At 68.1% G+C, this 14,930-nt stretch carries 11 protein-coding genes; 9 read left to right on the top strand and 2 right to left on the bottom strand.

Annotation, left to right across the window (positions count from 1 at the left end; genetic code table 11):
- The first annotated feature begins 97 nt into the window (after positions 1-97).
- Positions 98-766 carry a hypothetical protein gene (locus C8D93_RS05755; RefSeq protein WP_110264198.1) on the top strand — a complete coding sequence of 223 codons (669 nt, stop codon included), beginning with the start codon at positions 98-100 and terminating at the stop codon, positions 764-766.
- Positions 767-768: 2 nt separating this feature from the next.
- On the opposite strand, the gene C8D93_RS05750 is transcribed toward C8D93_RS05755, so the two are convergent.
- Positions 769-1,143, bottom strand: a complete 375-nt coding sequence (locus tag C8D93_RS05750) for a PaaI family thioesterase (protein WP_110264197.1) — start codon at positions 1,141-1,143, stop codon at positions 769-771.
- A gap of 251 nt (positions 1,144-1,394) precedes the next feature.
- On the bottom strand, positions 1,395-2,021 hold the full coding sequence (locus C8D93_RS05745) for a TetR/AcrR family transcriptional regulator (RefSeq protein ID WP_110264196.1): 627 nt from the start codon (positions 2,019-2,021) through the stop codon (positions 1,395-1,397).
- 71 nt (positions 2,022-2,092) lie between these two features.
- On the opposite strand from C8D93_RS05745, the gene C8D93_RS05740 reads away from it, so the two are divergent.
- From C8D93_RS05740 to C8D93_RS05705, 8 genes are all read left to right on the top strand, one after another.
- Positions 2,093-4,024, top strand: a complete 1,932-nt coding sequence (locus tag C8D93_RS05740; RefSeq protein WP_146216522.1) for a linalool dehydratase/isomerase domain-containing protein — start codon at positions 2,093-2,095, stop codon at positions 4,022-4,024.
- Positions 4,021-4,821: an SDR family NAD(P)-dependent oxidoreductase gene (locus C8D93_RS05735; protein ID WP_110264194.1), complete on the top strand. Its 801-nt coding sequence runs from the start codon at positions 4,021-4,023 to the stop codon at positions 4,819-4,821. The genes C8D93_RS05740 and C8D93_RS05735 overlap by 4 nt, the downstream gene beginning before the upstream one ends.
- A 36-nt stretch (positions 4,822-4,857) precedes the next feature.
- Positions 4,858-6,420, top strand: a complete 1,563-nt coding sequence (locus C8D93_RS05730) for a long-chain-fatty-acid--CoA ligase (RefSeq protein ID WP_110264193.1) — start codon at positions 4,858-4,860, stop codon at positions 6,418-6,420.
- Between the two features lie 2 nt (positions 6,421-6,422).
- On the top strand, positions 6,423-7,961 hold the full coding sequence (locus C8D93_RS05725) for a flavin-containing monooxygenase (protein ID WP_110264192.1): 1,539 nt from the start codon (positions 6,423-6,425) through the stop codon (positions 7,959-7,961).
- Positions 7,958-10,414, top strand: coding sequence for a TonB-dependent receptor (locus C8D93_RS05720; protein WP_110264191.1), 2,457 nt, complete (start codon positions 7,958-7,960; stop codon positions 10,412-10,414). Before C8D93_RS05725 ends, C8D93_RS05720 begins: the two co-directional genes overlap by 4 nt.
- 19 nt (positions 10,415-10,433) lie before the next feature.
- Positions 10,434-10,964, top strand: coding sequence for a hypothetical protein (locus tag C8D93_RS05715; protein WP_146216521.1), 531 nt, complete (start codon positions 10,434-10,436; stop codon positions 10,962-10,964).
- Between the two features lie 170 nt (positions 10,965-11,134).
- Positions 11,135-12,235 (top strand): amidohydrolase family protein, encoded by a 1,101-nt coding sequence (locus C8D93_RS05710; protein WP_245903825.1) that lies wholly within the window; start codon positions 11,135-11,137, stop codon positions 12,233-12,235.
- 116 nt (positions 12,236-12,351) lie between these two features.
- Entirely contained in the window at positions 12,352-14,862 is a 2,511-nt protein-coding gene (locus C8D93_RS05705; protein WP_110264188.1) for a CaiB/BaiF CoA transferase family protein, read from the top strand.
- Positions 14,863-14,930: the final 68 nt, after the last annotated feature.

The raw sequence follows: 14,930 nt of genomic DNA, 5'->3' as shown, positions 1-14,930 counted from the left end.
CAGGTGCGTTTTGTCACCCCCCAACCCTGCGTTTCGTCACCTGCCGGCGGCGCGGCGCGGCGCGCAGACTGCCTGCGCTCATCGACGGAGAACCGACATGTACGAAGCCGTGGTCATGCTGCACGCCCTGGCGGGCACGGTGGCGCTGGCAAGCTTCTGGACCGCGGGGCTGGCGCGCAAGGGCTCGCCGCTGCACCGCCGCGCCGGACGCATCTACCTGCAGGCGATGCGGCTGATCCTGCTCACCGCGCTGCCGATCGTCGGCGCACTGCTGATGCGCGAACGCCTCGGCTTTGCCCTGTTCTTCGCCTACCTGGTCGTCATCGTCAGCGAGAGCGTCTGGACCAGCCTGCGTGCGCTGCAGCTCAAGCGCGATCCCGCGCGCTACTTCGGAACGCCCTATCGCGCGGCGGCGGTCGTACTGCTTGCGTCCGGTGCCGGCATGCTGGTCTACGGCCTGTCGGCCGGTAACCTGATCTTCGCCGGCTTCGCTTTCGTCGGCCTGGGGCGCGGCGGCGCGATGCTCGCGCTGAGCCGCCGTCCGCCGGCGCCACGCTGGTCGCTGTCCGAGCACCTGGGCGCGATGATCGGCAACGGCGTGGCGACGCATATCGCCTTCCTGCTGATCGGACTCGGGCGGCTGTTGCCGGAGACCTGGGCGGCGCCGGTCCAGACCTTCGGCTGGCTCGCGCCGCTGGGCGTGGCCCTCGTCGCCGGCGTCCACCTGACCCGCAAGTACGTGCGGCCGCCGGCGCTCGGCGCGTAGCGCTACTTCGCCGGCACGTGGCTGGTCGTGACGTCGGCGATCAGCCGGCCGTCGTCGCCGGTGACCGTGGTGCGCACGACGCTCAGGCTGCGCCCCTTGCGCACGTATTGCGAGGTGGCGGTGAAGCTGCCGTCCTTCTGGTTGCCGGTGAGTGCCGCGCTGAGGTTGATGGCCAGCGGAAATCCGCTGCCACCCGGGGTCATGCCGGTGCCGCCGAAAGCCAGCACCGTGGCGCAGACGTCGGCGAACCAGAGAATGGCGCCGGCGTGCGCGGTGCCGAAGGGATTGAGGATGCCGGGCTGGACCGGCATCGTCCCGACGACGCGGTCGGGCCCCTGCTCGGTGATGCGAAATTCGATGCGACCGCTGACGTCCACGAAAAACTCCGGCGAAGGGCAGGGGCGTAGTGTGGCACTGCGGGGTGTGGGACCGCGGGCGTGCACGCGGGACGCTAGCGCGCCACCGGATGAGTGCAGCGTTCCCAACAAACCGTTAGCCCTGGCCGAGTCCTTTCGCGCAGCTCTTCGTTGCTCATCGTCGCCGTAGTGCCCGCTACGCCTCCGATTCGCGCCTCGATCTGCACGAAAGTCCTTCGGCCATCTTCCAACGTTTCGTTGAGAGCGCTGCACTAGCGTTCATCTTCGAACAGGCTGTGCCAGACGATGTGCGACAACGCCCCGATCGCGCGCTGTCGCCCGCGGGCGTCCGCGCTGGCGAGCTGATAGCTGCAGCGCTCGATCATCCACACCAGGGCATCGCCGACGTCGGTGCTCAGGTCAGGGCGCGTCCGTCCTGCCATCGCCGCGCGCTGAACGACGCGGCGATTGGTGCGGAGCAGGTTTCTCAGGAGCTGGCGATACAGCGAATCGATCTTCGGATCCTGGCCCGAGGTTTCGATCGCCGCCTGCATGACCGCGCGGTGACGCTCGAAGACGTCGACGATGCCGGCCACCGCCGTCATCACCTGGTCCGGGCCGGTGCTTTCCGGATGCGCGAACCAGTCGCCCGCGGCGACGCCGATCTCGCTGGCCACGCGCTCCAGCAGATAGGCGAGCAGATCGTTCTTGTCCTTGAATCGCAGGTAGAAGCTCGACCGGGACACTCCCGCCTCGCGCGCGAGCCCGTCGACCGTCAGCGCCTGGAACGACGCGCCCTTGCGGATCTGCCGCTCCATCGCTTCCGTGAGCAGCGCCGCGACGTCCAGGCGCGCCCCAGCATGCGCGCGGGTTTTTTCGTCCGCCGGCCGTTTGGACATTCTCGGTCGATCTGTTCAGGAGCCGCCGATAGTTTATCGGCGCAGAACGATCAGATCGCGAGGAGAGCGCCGTGGACCCTGCATCGCCGGTTGTGACGGTCGCAACGATCCCGTTGCGGGACCGCGCCGCCGGGCCGCTGACGAGACAGCGGTACCGGCGCCTGGCCGCTGTCTACGCCGGCGCGGCGGTACTGGGCTGGATGCTGTGGACGGCAGCGCCGTCTGCGTGGCGTGCCTTCGGGCTCGGCCTGCTGATGCCCGGCGCAGGTTTTGCGGCGGGCTTCACGAGCCTTTCCGGCGTCGCCGCCAGCGTGGCCGCATGGCTGTTGACGATCGCGCTCTTCGGCCTTGGCTTCTTCGCATGGTTCGGCAGCGGCAATGTCGTGGCTCCGGTCGCCGTCTGGCTGCTGTCCGCGCTGGCGGCCGCCATCGCCGTGCCGGATGTGCCCTGGACCGGAGCGCCGTGGCTGGTCATGGCGATACTCGGCCTGGCCGGGGGGCTCGCCGTGCGCACCGCGCGGCGCACGACCGCGCAGGCGCTGCGGCATCGTGCCCGCCGCAATGTCGCGTTGCGCGAACGGGCCTTGCAGCTGCGCCCCGCCGGCCGGTTCGAGCCCGCCCCGCTGAACCGGGATGCGCTGCCACTGCTGCGACATGTCCTCGATCGTGCGCTGCAGCCGGTCGATCGCTACGACGGCATCAACTGGGTCGACCAGTTCCAGTTCGGGGCGCTGCGCTATGCGCTTTGCGGCATGGGCTATGCGCTCTCCGGCGTGCACTACGGCGCGACGCCGGCCTTCACCGGCTACCTGAGTGAAGCCCAGCGCCGGCTGCATCTGAAGATGCTCGATCACCGCAACTGGAAGTACTGGGTCTGGGAGAACGCCTGGGGCAACCTCGCGCTCGATCCGAATCCCATCCACCACCGTGACAACGTCATGTATCACGGCTGGTACATGGCGATGCTCGCCGAGTACATCTCCAACACCGGCGACACGCGCTACCAGGACGAGCCCCTGGTCCTGCGGCATCCGTCCGGCCGCGAGTGGCGCTACCGGTTCAGCGAGATCTGCGAGGTGCTCCATCGCAGCCACCGCAAGAGCCCCTTCACGCTCTTCCCCTGCGAACCGAACTGGATCTACCCGATGTGCAACAACTTCAGCGCGATCGCGCTGAAGGTGCACGACCGTCTGTACGGCACGCGCTGGTTCGCGGAGATCGAGTCCGACTACAGGCGCCGCTTCGACGACGAGTTCTGCACGCTCGACGGCCGGGTGCTGGCGATCCGCTCGACGCACACCGGCCTGACACTGCCGATGCTGACCTCGGCGATGGCGGACAGCGTCACCGCGCATTTCCAGCACGGCACCTTTCCGGACATCGCGCGCCGTTCCTGGGAGATCGCGCGCATGGACTACATCCGCGTGCTCGACGGGCGGATCGAGATCGAGGCGCGCGGCTGGGACCGGCTCGATACGGGCAGTTACCGGCCGTCGATGATCACAACCTATACGCAGATCGGCGCCGCCGCAGCCGAGATGGGCGATCTCGAGGTGGCGGCGCTGCTGCGCGAGCGCGTCCGCGAGGAATTCGACTGGCGGCCGGAGAACGACGGTGCCGTCTCGCTCGATGGCGTGTCCACGCAGGCCCATGCGACGACGCTCTATCACTGGACGGCCCGGCCGAACCAGCGACGCTCGATGCATGCCGACGGCATTCCCGACGTCGAGCGCGCCGGTCCGGTTCTGGCCGAAGCCCCATACCCGGATGTGCTGGTCTGCTACGCGCGCAATGACGGCTCGGCACTGGCGCTGGAACTCGCGCCGGGCTGCAGCGCCGCGGTCGGCCGGACAGCGACGCTCGGTCTGGATCAGCTGCGGCCGGGTCAGCGCTATCGCATCGGCGATGCACAGGTCTGCGTCGCGGATGCCGGTGGCCGGGCCCGCTTCGACCTTCGCATCGAGGCCGCACCGCAGCGTCTGCTGGTCGCGCCGGCGCCATGACGATGGCGGGCGATCGCGACGTGGCTTTCATCACCGGTGCCGGCAGCGGCATGGGACAGCTCTGCGCACGCCGCCTGCTGCAGCAGGGGTGGTCGGTGGCAGCCGTGGACGTCGATACGGCGGGCCTCGACCAGCTCGGCACGTCGCCGCAACTGCTGAAGCTGACCTGCGACGTGCGTGACGCCGGGGCGGTGCGCGACGCGGTGACGCAGGCCGAAGCCCGTCTCGGGCCCCTGCGTCGCGTCGTCAATGCGGCGGCGATCATGCCGCTGGGACGACTCGTCGACATGGACGCTGCGACCGTGCGGCGACTGTTCGACATCAATGTCGGCGGGCTGGTCAACGTCGCGGCGGCGACGATGCCGCTGCTGATCGCCCGACGCCGCGGGGAGTTCGTGAGCTTCGCTTCGCTGTCCGGGCACGTGCCGATCTTCTTCATGGGGGCGTACGCCGCGACCAAGTCGGCCGCCGTGACCTACACCGAGGTCCTGCATCAGGAATGCCGCGGCAGCGGCGTGCAGGTCGTCTGTGTCTGTCCCCCCGCCGTGAAGACGCCGTTGCTGGCGCAGGGCAGGGCGACGCGCTGGCCGCGCTTTCTCGATCTGCTGCCCCCGATCACTGCGCCGCAGGTCATCGACGCCGTCGACGCCGCGCTGCGCCGGCGCCGCTTCTGGGTGTTCCCCGGCTGGTACACGCGCGCCAGCGTGTGGGCCCGTCGCCTGTCCCCCGGCCTGCTGTGGGCGCTGGTACGGCTGCTGGAGCGCCCGGATCGCAGAACCGCGCCGACGCGGTCCTGACGCAATTCCGAAGGCGACTCAACCCCGGAGACCCACATGCATCTCTGTCAAATGATCTGGCGCGCCGAGCAGCAGCGCGCACGCGCTATGGCCACCACCTTCATGGGTCGGGATCGAAGCTGGGCCGAGACCGCGCGCGACGTACGCCGGCTGGCGTCGGCGCTTCGCGCGCTGGGCGTCTCGTGCAACGAGCAGGTCGCGATCCTCGCACTGAACAGCGATCGCTACTTCGATGCCCTGTTCGCCGTGCCGCAGATCGGTGCGCGCATCGTTCCGCTGAACATCCGCTGGGCGGTGATGGAACTGAGCTATGCGCTGCGCGACTCGCAATCGCGATGGCTGCTGTTCGACCGGACGTTCCTGCCGACGGTCGACGCGTTGCGGGCGCAGGGGAGCGACCTGGGCGGCTGCCTGTTCATCGGCGATGCCGATGAGTGTCCGCACTGGGCGCTGCCGCTGGAGCGGTTGATCGCCGAAGCCGCGGAATGTCACGAGCAGGTACAGGGCGAGCAGCAGATCGCCGGCATCTTCTACACCGGAGGCACGACCGGATTTCCCAAGGGCGTGATGCTGACGCATGCGGCGCTGCTGTCCAGCGCACTGAGCGTCGTCGCGGCGATCGAAGCCGACGAGCACAGCGCCGTACTGCACGCGGCGCCGATGTTCCATCTGGCCGATCTCGCCGTGCTGTACACGTTCACGCTGCTGGCCGCGCGCCACGTGATCGTTCCGGCCTTCGAGCCGCAGCGCGTGCAGCAGGTCATCGCGGACACACGGCTCACCGACGCCCTGTTGGTGCCGACGATGATGCAGATGCTGTTTGACCATCCGGACTTCGACGCCGGAAAGCTCGCCGGACTCCGGCGCATTCTCTACGGCGCGTCGCCGATGCCCGAGGGGCTGCTGCGCCGCGTGTTTGCGACCACGCCGCACATACGGCTGATGCAGGCCTACGGACAGACCGAGATGGCGCCGGTGGTGTCGCTGCTGCTGCCGGACGATCACGTGGGGCAGGGCGAGCGCAGCCGCCTGCTGCGCTCCGCCGGCCGCGCCGCCTACGGCGTGCACATCCGGATCGCCGGGCCGGAGGGCACGACGCTGGCTGCCGGCGAGATCGGCGAAGTCTGCGCCAGCGGGCCGAACGCGATGCTGGGCTACTGGAACAAGCCGCGGCAGACGGCGGAGGTGCTGCGCGACGGCTGGGTGCACACCGGCGACGTCGGCTATCTCGATGCGGACGGTTACCTGTTTCTGGTCGATCGCGCGAAGGACATGATCGTCAGCGGCGGCGAGAACGTGTATTCGACCGAGGTCGAAAGCGCGCTGTCGACCCATCCGGCGGTCGGCCAGGTGGCAGTGATCGGAGTACCCGATCCGGAGTGGGGCGAGATGGTGCACGCCATCGTCGTCGCCAGGCCGGGCCAGCCCGTCGACGAGGCGACGCTGATCGCCCATTGCCGCGGGCGGATCGCCGGCTACAAGTGTCCGCGCAGCGTCGAGTTCCGGAACGAAGCGCTGCCGCTCTCCGGGGCCGGCAAGATCCTGAAACGCGAGCTGCGTGCGCCGTACTGGGAAGGCCGCGACCGGCAGGTGAACTGAGCATGGACGACACCCTCATGCCCTGGGCGGCCGCCGGTCGCATGCCGAAGATCGCGATCATCGGCAGCGGCCTGTCGGGCCTCGCTGCGGTCGTGCATCTGCGCAAGGCCGGCTACGACGACGTGACGGTCTACGAGAAAGCCGCTGCCGTCGGCGGCACCTGGCGCGACAACCGGTATCCGGGTCTGTCCTGCGACATCGCGTCGTACTGGTACTCGTTCACCTTCGCGCCGAATCCACGCTGGTCGCACCGCTATCCGCTCGGCGAGGAAATCCGCGCCTATCTGGAGAAGGTGACGGACGACTTCGACATCCGCCGCTGCATCCGCTTCGAAACGCCGGTGGAACGTCTCGTCAGCACCGGGCAGCGCTGGCGCCTGGTGACCCGGCATGGCGAGGACACCTACGACATCGTCATCTCTGCGGCCGGCATCCTCCATCATCCGAAGCTGCCGGAGATTCCGGGCCTGCGGGACTTCCGTGGACGGGTCTTCCATTCATCGCGCTGGGAAGACGATGCGCCGGTCGATGGCGCGCGTGTCGGCGTCATCGGCACCGGGTCCACGGCGGCGCAGATCGTCGGCGCGCTCGGCGCGCGCTGCGCCCGCCTGTCGTGCTTCCAGCGCACGCCGCAGTGGATGTTTCCGCTGCTGCAGAAGCGGTATTCCGGCTGGTGGAAATGGCTGATGGCGCGAGTGCCGGGCCTGCCGCGGCTGATGTACCACGCGCATCGCCTCGCGCTGGAACGCACGCTGGGGCCGGCGACGATGGGCAACACCCTGATGCAGCGGCTGTTCGAATGGACCTGCCGCTGGAACCTGCAGCGCACGGTCAAGGACCCGGACCTCCGCCGCAAGCTCACGCCGGACTACCGCGCGGGTTGCAAGCGCCTGGTGATCTGCTCGACGTTCTACGAGGCCATCGTCCGCGACAACGTCGAGCTGGTGACAGACGCCATCGAGCGCCTCGAACCCGAGGGGGTGCGCACGCGCGACCGACGTTTGCACGCGCTCGACACCCTGGTGCTGTGCACGGGCTTCCACAGCAACCGCTTCATCCTGCCGGTGGACGTGATCGGCAGCGAAGGGCAGCGGCTGGCGGATGTCTGGGGCGAGGCGCCGCGCGCGCACCGGGCGATGTCGGTGCCCGGCTTTCCGAACCTGTGGTTTCTCGAAGGTCCCGGCGGTCCGGTCGGAAACATTTCGCTGGTCTCGGTCAGCGAGATCCAGATCCGCTACATCGTGCAGGTGCTCGACGCGATGCGCAGGCGCGGCCTCGCAGCGGTATCGCCGCGGCGCCTGTCGTTCGAGCGCTACAACGCCGATCTGGCGCAGGCCGTCCGCCGGACCATCTGGGCGACGGGCGGCTGTCGAAGCTGGTACATCGATGCCTCGGGCGACCCGAATCTCTACGCGCATCCACCGGCGCGCTTCTACCGCGACATGCGTCGGCCGGACCTGGCCGAGTACGAACTCACGCCAGCGCAGGCCAGCACCGAGCGCTCGCATTTCCGGGATCAGGCACAGGAGCGGGTGGAATGAACGCGGGTGTGCGCAAGCGTCACGAACGGGCCCTCTCGCCGGGGCTGGTCTCTCTGGCACTGATCCTCGTCGCGGGCGCCGCGTCGGCGCAGGATGATCTGGACTTTCTGCTCGGCAGCGAGCCGCAGCAGGCGCCTGCCGGGGACAGCAAAGGTGACGCACCGGACGCGCCGCAGACCACGTTGGGCACGCCGGATTCTCCGGCGGCGGACGTCGAGGTGGCGGACGAGCTGGACGTGATTCGCGTGGCCGAGGACCCACCGCCCCCGGTCGTGCGCGAGCGGCCGACGAACCGCCTGGTCGAGGAAATCGTCGTCACCGCGCAGAAGCGCGAGGAAAACCTGCGAGACGTGCCGATCTCCGTCCAAGCCTTCAGCGGCGACAAGCTGGATGCGCTGGGCGTGGACGATCCGACCAAGCTGTCGCTGATCGTGCCGGCGCTGAACTTCTCCAACAGCATCGGTTTCGCGATCGTCTATCTGCGCGGCCTCGGCTCGGACGTGTTCCTGCTCGGCGACCCGAGCGTCGCCTACTACATCGACGACATCTACTTCCCGTTCGGCCAGGGCCTTGCGCAGAACTTCGGCAACGTCGAGCGCATCGAGGTGCTCAAGGGGCCGCAGGGCACCTTGTTCGGCCGCAACGCCGTCGGCGGGGCCATCAGCATTCACACCCCGGCGCCGGATTTCGAGGTGTTCTCCGGTTCGGTGCAGAGCAGCGTCGGTGCCTTCAACAGCATCAAGAACCGCGGCTACCTGAATCTGCCGTTGGGCGAGTCCATGGCGATGAGCGTCTCCGCCTACCACAACCGCGAGGACTTCTACATGGACGGCGTCGCGGCCGGGCAGCCGCTCGAACCCGTCGTCGCGAAGGGCGCGCGCGTGAAGATGGCGATACGGCCGACGGATACGCTGGAGATCGAGCTTGCGGCCCTGCGCTCGGAGCAGGACGGAGCGGGCTCGCTGTTCCAGCTCAACTACGCACCGAGCCCGCTCCTCGGCGCCCTCATCCAGCCGCAGACCGGATACGACGGCGAGCTCAGCGCACCGGTCGACAACGGTGTCGAGAACACGGTCTTCTACGGGCGCGCCGAATGGACGCTGCCGTGGCTCGACATCCGCGTGCTGACCTCCGATCAGTCCATCGAGAACACGGCGTTCTACGATCTCGACGGTTCGCCGACGCCGCTGCTGTCGGTGGACGGCGACCTGTTCGGCGACGTGCAGACGGCCGAGCTGCAGCTGCTGTCCAACGACGGCACCTGGGGCGCCGGCTGGCTGAACTGGATCGCCGGCATGTACTACTTCCGGGCGGACCAGGGCTACAAGGAAGGTCTGAGCATCAAGCTCAATCTCGCCAATCCGCTGCTCGGCCCCATCACCGGACTGCTCGACCTGCCGGTTCTCGGCGACGGGCAAGGGCCCGGCATCAACCAGTACGGCCAACTCGGCGCGCGGTCGCTGGCCTACTTCGGGCAGATGACCGTGAGCTTCACGGACCGGCTGCGGATGACGCTGGGCGCGCGCTACCAGTCGGAGGAGCGCTTCATCATCGAGTCCTACCAGACGCTCACGCGCAACCGCGACGCGCCCGCCCTGTTCCCTGCCGATCCGGACAGCAACCTGCTGTCCGACACGCAGCACAGCTTCAGCCCCAAGGTCGGGCTCGAGTTCTCGCTGGGTGAGGAGACGCTGCTGTTCCTGTCGTGGCAGGAGGCAGTGAAGAGCGCGACCTACAACACCATCAAGATCCTTGCCCGGCCGGACTACGTGAAGCCGGAGGACCTGACCGCCTACGAGCTGGGGGTCAAGACCCGCTTCCTCGACGGGCTCGTCAGCTTCGACGCCGCCGTCTTCCACTACACGCTCGAAAACTTCCAGATCCAGTACGCCAACGTGCTCGGCGGCGGCGGTGTCAACTTCGAGAATGCCGACGAGTCGGAGGTGCGCGGCTTCGACTTCGACAGCACCGTCGTGCTGTTCCCGCAGTGGTTCGACGGTCTGGTGATGACGCTGGGAGCGGCCTACCTCGACGCGCGGTTCACCGAGTACAGCAACGGTACCGGCTACAGCGACGTGACCGGCCTGCTGCTCACCGGGCAGGATTTTTCCGGGCATCGCATTCCGCGAGCACCGCGCTGGTCGGGATCGGCGTCGCTGACCAAGGTGTGGCTGCTCGGCCGCGGCGAGCTGGAGCTTTCCGGGGATGTCTACCACTCCGACGAGTTCTTCTTCACCGCCCAGAACAGCGAGGTGGCGCGCCAGGCAGGCTACGAGATCTACGGCGCGCGGCTCAGCTACTACTACGATCCATGGCAGCTGCGTGTCATGGCCTTCGGCGAGAACCTCGCCGACACCTTCTACACCGGCGGAGTGTTCCAGATCGACACGGGCGTGAACCGTACGCTGGCGCCGCCGCGAACCTATGGCCTGCGGCTGAACTGGGCGTTCTGATCCGATGCTCTGCTGCACCATGCCCGTACTGCTGCTCGCCTGGCTGGGACTGCGTTCGGGCGCCGCGGCGACGCCTGCCAGCGTCCGCTGGCACACGGCGGCGTGGGTACTGTGGGGCGCAGGCCTGGGCGGGCTCGCGTATGTCACCGCGGTGATGCTGCTGCTCGCCGGCGACATGGCCGTGCATGTCGATGCGACCGGCTGGTGCGGGTCGCCGGCCGGGGTGGTGGCGGTGCCGGTGACATGGGTCGCTGCGCGCTGGACCTTGCGGACGGTGCTGCTCGCCGGAGCGGCGGTGCTCGCAGCCGCAGCGGCCCTGGCTTTGCTGCGCCGCGAGCCGGTGCAGCCGATGCAGCGGTCCGGACATCGTGTGGCAGCCGGTTTTGCCCTGGCCTGGATGCTGCTTTCAGCGCTCGATCACCAGGTGTTCGGCCTGTACGCACTGACGGCCGGCGGGCTGCCCGCGGACCTCGCCCTGCATGCCGCGGGCTTGCTGCCATGGATCGTGCGGTTCAGGGCGGATCGGGCGGTCGCGAGCGCCCGTTCCTAGCGGATTCCGGGCAAATTCCGGAAAGCCTTTCGCAAACTACCCCGTTTGCAGCATGCGGGGGGTGACGGGCGCTGGCTAACGTGCGGTCAGGATGCCCATGCCGCCTGCCCGGGACGCCCCGTGGCGGTCGGCAACAGCGGGCGCTCTGCGAGCAAACGGAGGACATGACGATGAGCGAACTGGCGACCGAAAAGCTGGTGTCGGTGGATTCGCACGTGCACTTCACCGATGACTGGGTGAAGGAGCGCCTGCGCAAAGAGATGCATGCGGTCTGGGACGACGCCAACCGCAAGGCCGAGAAATACGCGGCCGAGGTGCTGCGCGGCGGCCAGCCGAACCTGGAGCTGGAGGACTTCGTCGATCCGGAGGCGTCCAAGGACCCCGGGCACTTCAACCCGGAAGGCAAGCTCAAGGCCATGGACCTCGACGGCGTCTACGCCGAGGTGATCTTTCCCGAGCTGGCCGGCGCCAAGATCGTCAGCCCCGCACTGATGGGCGACGACTGGAAGGAGGTCTTCCAGGGCTACAACAACGCCATGGCGGACTTCGCCGCGCACGATCCGGTGCGCCTGATGTGCGCCTACCAGTTGCCGCTCTACGACATCGACTTCGCGGTCAAGGAAGTGGAGCGCCTGGCGCGCGACCGCAAGGCGCGTTGCGTGCAGCTCACGCCGTTTCCGTCGGACCTGGGCCTGCCGGACTTCTACCACGAGCGCTACGTGCCGCTGTGGAAGACCATCGAGGAAACCGGCCTGACGATCCTCAACCACCTGGACCTGAAGAAGGAACTGTGGGACGTCTTTCGCCGCGACCCGACGCCGCAGAAGGGCATCTTCACCGGACTGCCGTGGGCGCCGCTGGCCGAAACCATCTGCATGTGGATTCTCACCGGCACGCTGGAGAAGTATCCGAAGATGCGCGTGCTCTTCGTCGAGCCGGGCCTGGGTTGGCTGCCGTGGTTCTTCGACGCGCTGCTCGATCCGCGCATGAACCAGCACTACACCTTCCCCGGCGTGAACCGCCCGCCGAGCGAGACCTTCCGCCAGCAGTGCGGCGCGACCTTCATGTACGAGCCGCGCGGCCTCAAGGACTGCTACGAGTACTTCGGCCCCGACTGCCTGTACTGGTCGACCGACTTCCCGCATCCGGCGACCTGCTGGCCGAACTCGCGCAAGCAGGTGGTCAGCCAGTTCAAGGAAGCCGGCATCCCCGAGGCCGATCGCGTGAAGATCACGTCCGGCAACGCGCTGAAGACCTTCGGGCTGGGCTGAGCGGCGGCGCTTCGGTGCTTGGATGCCGTGTCGTCCGAAAGGACGGCACTGCATCGTCGTCCCGGGCTTAGACTCGGGCGTTGTACTCCATTTGAATTCGTTCCCGAAGGTGTGACATGGCAGGCGTTCTCCACAACCTCAAAGTGCTCGACCTGACGTCCGGCATCGCCGGACCGATGACGGCGATGTTGCTCGGCGACAACGGCGCCGACGTCATCAAGATCGAACCGCCCGGCGGCGACCCCGCCCGCACGCTCGACGGCCCGCATAAGCTCGGCTACGCGGTGTGGCAGCGCGGCAAGCGCAGCGCGTTTCTCGATCTGACCCAGCCCGAGGACAAGGACGTGCTGCTGGCGCTGGCGAAGACGGCCGACATCCTCGTCGAGTCCTACGCGCCGGGCGAAGCGGCCCGGCTCGGCATCGACTACGCGTCGCTGTCGAAGCTCAACCCGCGCCTGATCGTCTGCTCGATCACCGGCTACGGCCGCGACAACCCGCACAGCGACCGGCCGGCCATTGACGCGCTGGTGCAGGCGCGCACCGGCCTGATGTTCGAGCAGCGCGGCTGGCCCGAGGGCGCGCTCAACCACATCAGCGGCCTGCCCGACCCGTATCCGGACCTGGAGATTCCGCAGGACCAGGTGCAGGGCGCGCCGCGTCCCGGCCCGCTGTTCGTCGCCTCGCAGTGGCCGAGCCTGGGCGCCTTCTTCAACGCCTCGCTGGGCATCGCCGCCGCGCTGCGCGCGCGCGAGATCACCGGCAAGGGGCAGTGGGTGGAAACCTCGCTGCTGCAGGGCGCGCTCGCCGGCGCCGCCGGCGTCTGGCAGCGCGCGGAGAAGCCGGACTCGCCGGGCTTCGACACCTGGATTCTCAACAGCAAGTCGTCCAAGGGTCACTTCCAGGCCAAGGACGGACACTGGCTGCACAACTGGGTGCCCAACCCGCGCTTCATCCTGCAGGCCGCGGCCGGCGACACGCTCAATGCCTCACCCGACCTCACCGTGCAGAACGATCCGGACCGCTTCGGCACCGGCCCGGAAGAAATCCTGGTGATGTCGCACTACCAACCGCTGCTGGCCGAGGCGGTCGCCAAGTTCCCGGTCAAGGACTGGATCGAGGCCGCCGCGACCGCCGAGATGACGATGCAGCCGGTGCGCAGCATTGAGGACTCGCTCGCCGACCCGGCCTTCCTCGAGGACGGCTGCGTCACCGAAACCACGCATCCGGAACTGGGCACGATCCGCACCGTCGGCAACGCCTACAACATGAGCGTGACCCAGGGTGCGCCCGGCGCACCGCCGGTGAAGCCCGGCGCCAACACCGACGAGATCAAGGCCGAGGCGGCGAAGATCATCGCCGAAGCCAAGGCGGCCACCGCCGCGCAGAAGAAGGGCGATCTCAAGGCGCCGCTCGACGGCATCGTGGTGCTGGACCTGGGCCTGGCCATCGCCGGACCCTTCGGCACGCAGCTGCTGTCGGACCTGGGCGCCACGGTCATCAAGATCAACGGCCTGTACGACCTGTTCTGGCACCGCGTGCACATCGCCTACATGGCCAACCGCGGCAAGAAGAGCATCACCCTCAACCTCAAAGACCCACGCGCCAAGAAAATCCTGCTCGATCTCGTCGCCAAGGCCGATGTCGTCCAGCACAACATGCGCTACGACGCCGCCGAGCGACTGAAGATCGACTACGAATCGCTCAAGAAGATCAACCCGAAGCTGATCTACGCGCACTCGCGCGGCTTCGAGCGCGGCGCGCGTGCGGCGCTGCCCGGCAACGACCAGACCGGCGCCTGCCTCTCCGGCATCCAGTTCGAGGACGGCGGCATGGGCCGCACCGGCGACAACGGCGAGGTCGGCCGCCCGCTGTGGAGCTTCACCAGCTTCGGCGACACCGGCAACGGCTTTTTGTCCGCAACCTCGATCGTGCAGGCGATCTATCACCGCGACCGCACCGGCGAAGGCCAGTTCGTCGACACCTCCATCATCAACGCCGCGCTGCTCAACACCAGCTACGCCGTGGCGACCAAGGACGGCAAGGGCTTCGAGCGTCCGCGCATCGGCGGCGACCAGCTCGGCTACGGACCGTTCCATCGCCTCTACGAGACCGGCGACGCCTGGATCTGCGTGGCCGCGCGCGCGAAGGCCGAGCAGGACCAACTGCTGTCGGCACTGGGCGTCACCGACGCCGGCCAGATCGGCGCCAAGCTCAAGACGATGAGCGCCAGCGAGGCGTTCAAGACGCTCGACGGCGCCGGCGTGCCCGTGGAGATCGTCGATGCCGAGTTCTCGCGCAAGCTGCACGACGATCCGGTGGCGCAGAAGAACAAGTGGGTCGTGTCCTATCCGCACCCGGTCGTCGGCAAGCTCGACCAGATCGGCCTGCTGTTCTCGCTGTCCGATACCCCGGGCGTGATCCAGGGCCGCCCGCTGCTCGTCGGCGAACACACCAAGGAAATCATGGCGTCCATGGGCTACAGCGAGGACGACATGAAGACCATGGAAGAACAGTTCGCCATCGGCTTCCCCGGCATGCCGCGCATGCCCCCGCGCCCGGCCGCCACCCAGGCCGCCGCGCCCAAGCAGGGCATGGCCGGCATGCTGGAGCAGGAATCGAAGAAGTAGGGCGAAGCGCCGCTGTACCGCCGAACCCCGCAGACAACTGCGGGGTTCTTGGTTTGTGTCACCTGTAG

The organism is Sinimarinibacterium flocculans, from assembly GCF_003201205.1.
In the GTDB taxonomy this organism is placed as follows: domain Bacteria; phylum Pseudomonadota; class Gammaproteobacteria; order Nevskiales; family Nevskiaceae; genus Solimonas; species Solimonas flocculans.
The sequence above is the reverse complement of the archived record's forward strand: the minus strand, read 5'-3'. Positions and strand labels throughout refer to the sequence as shown.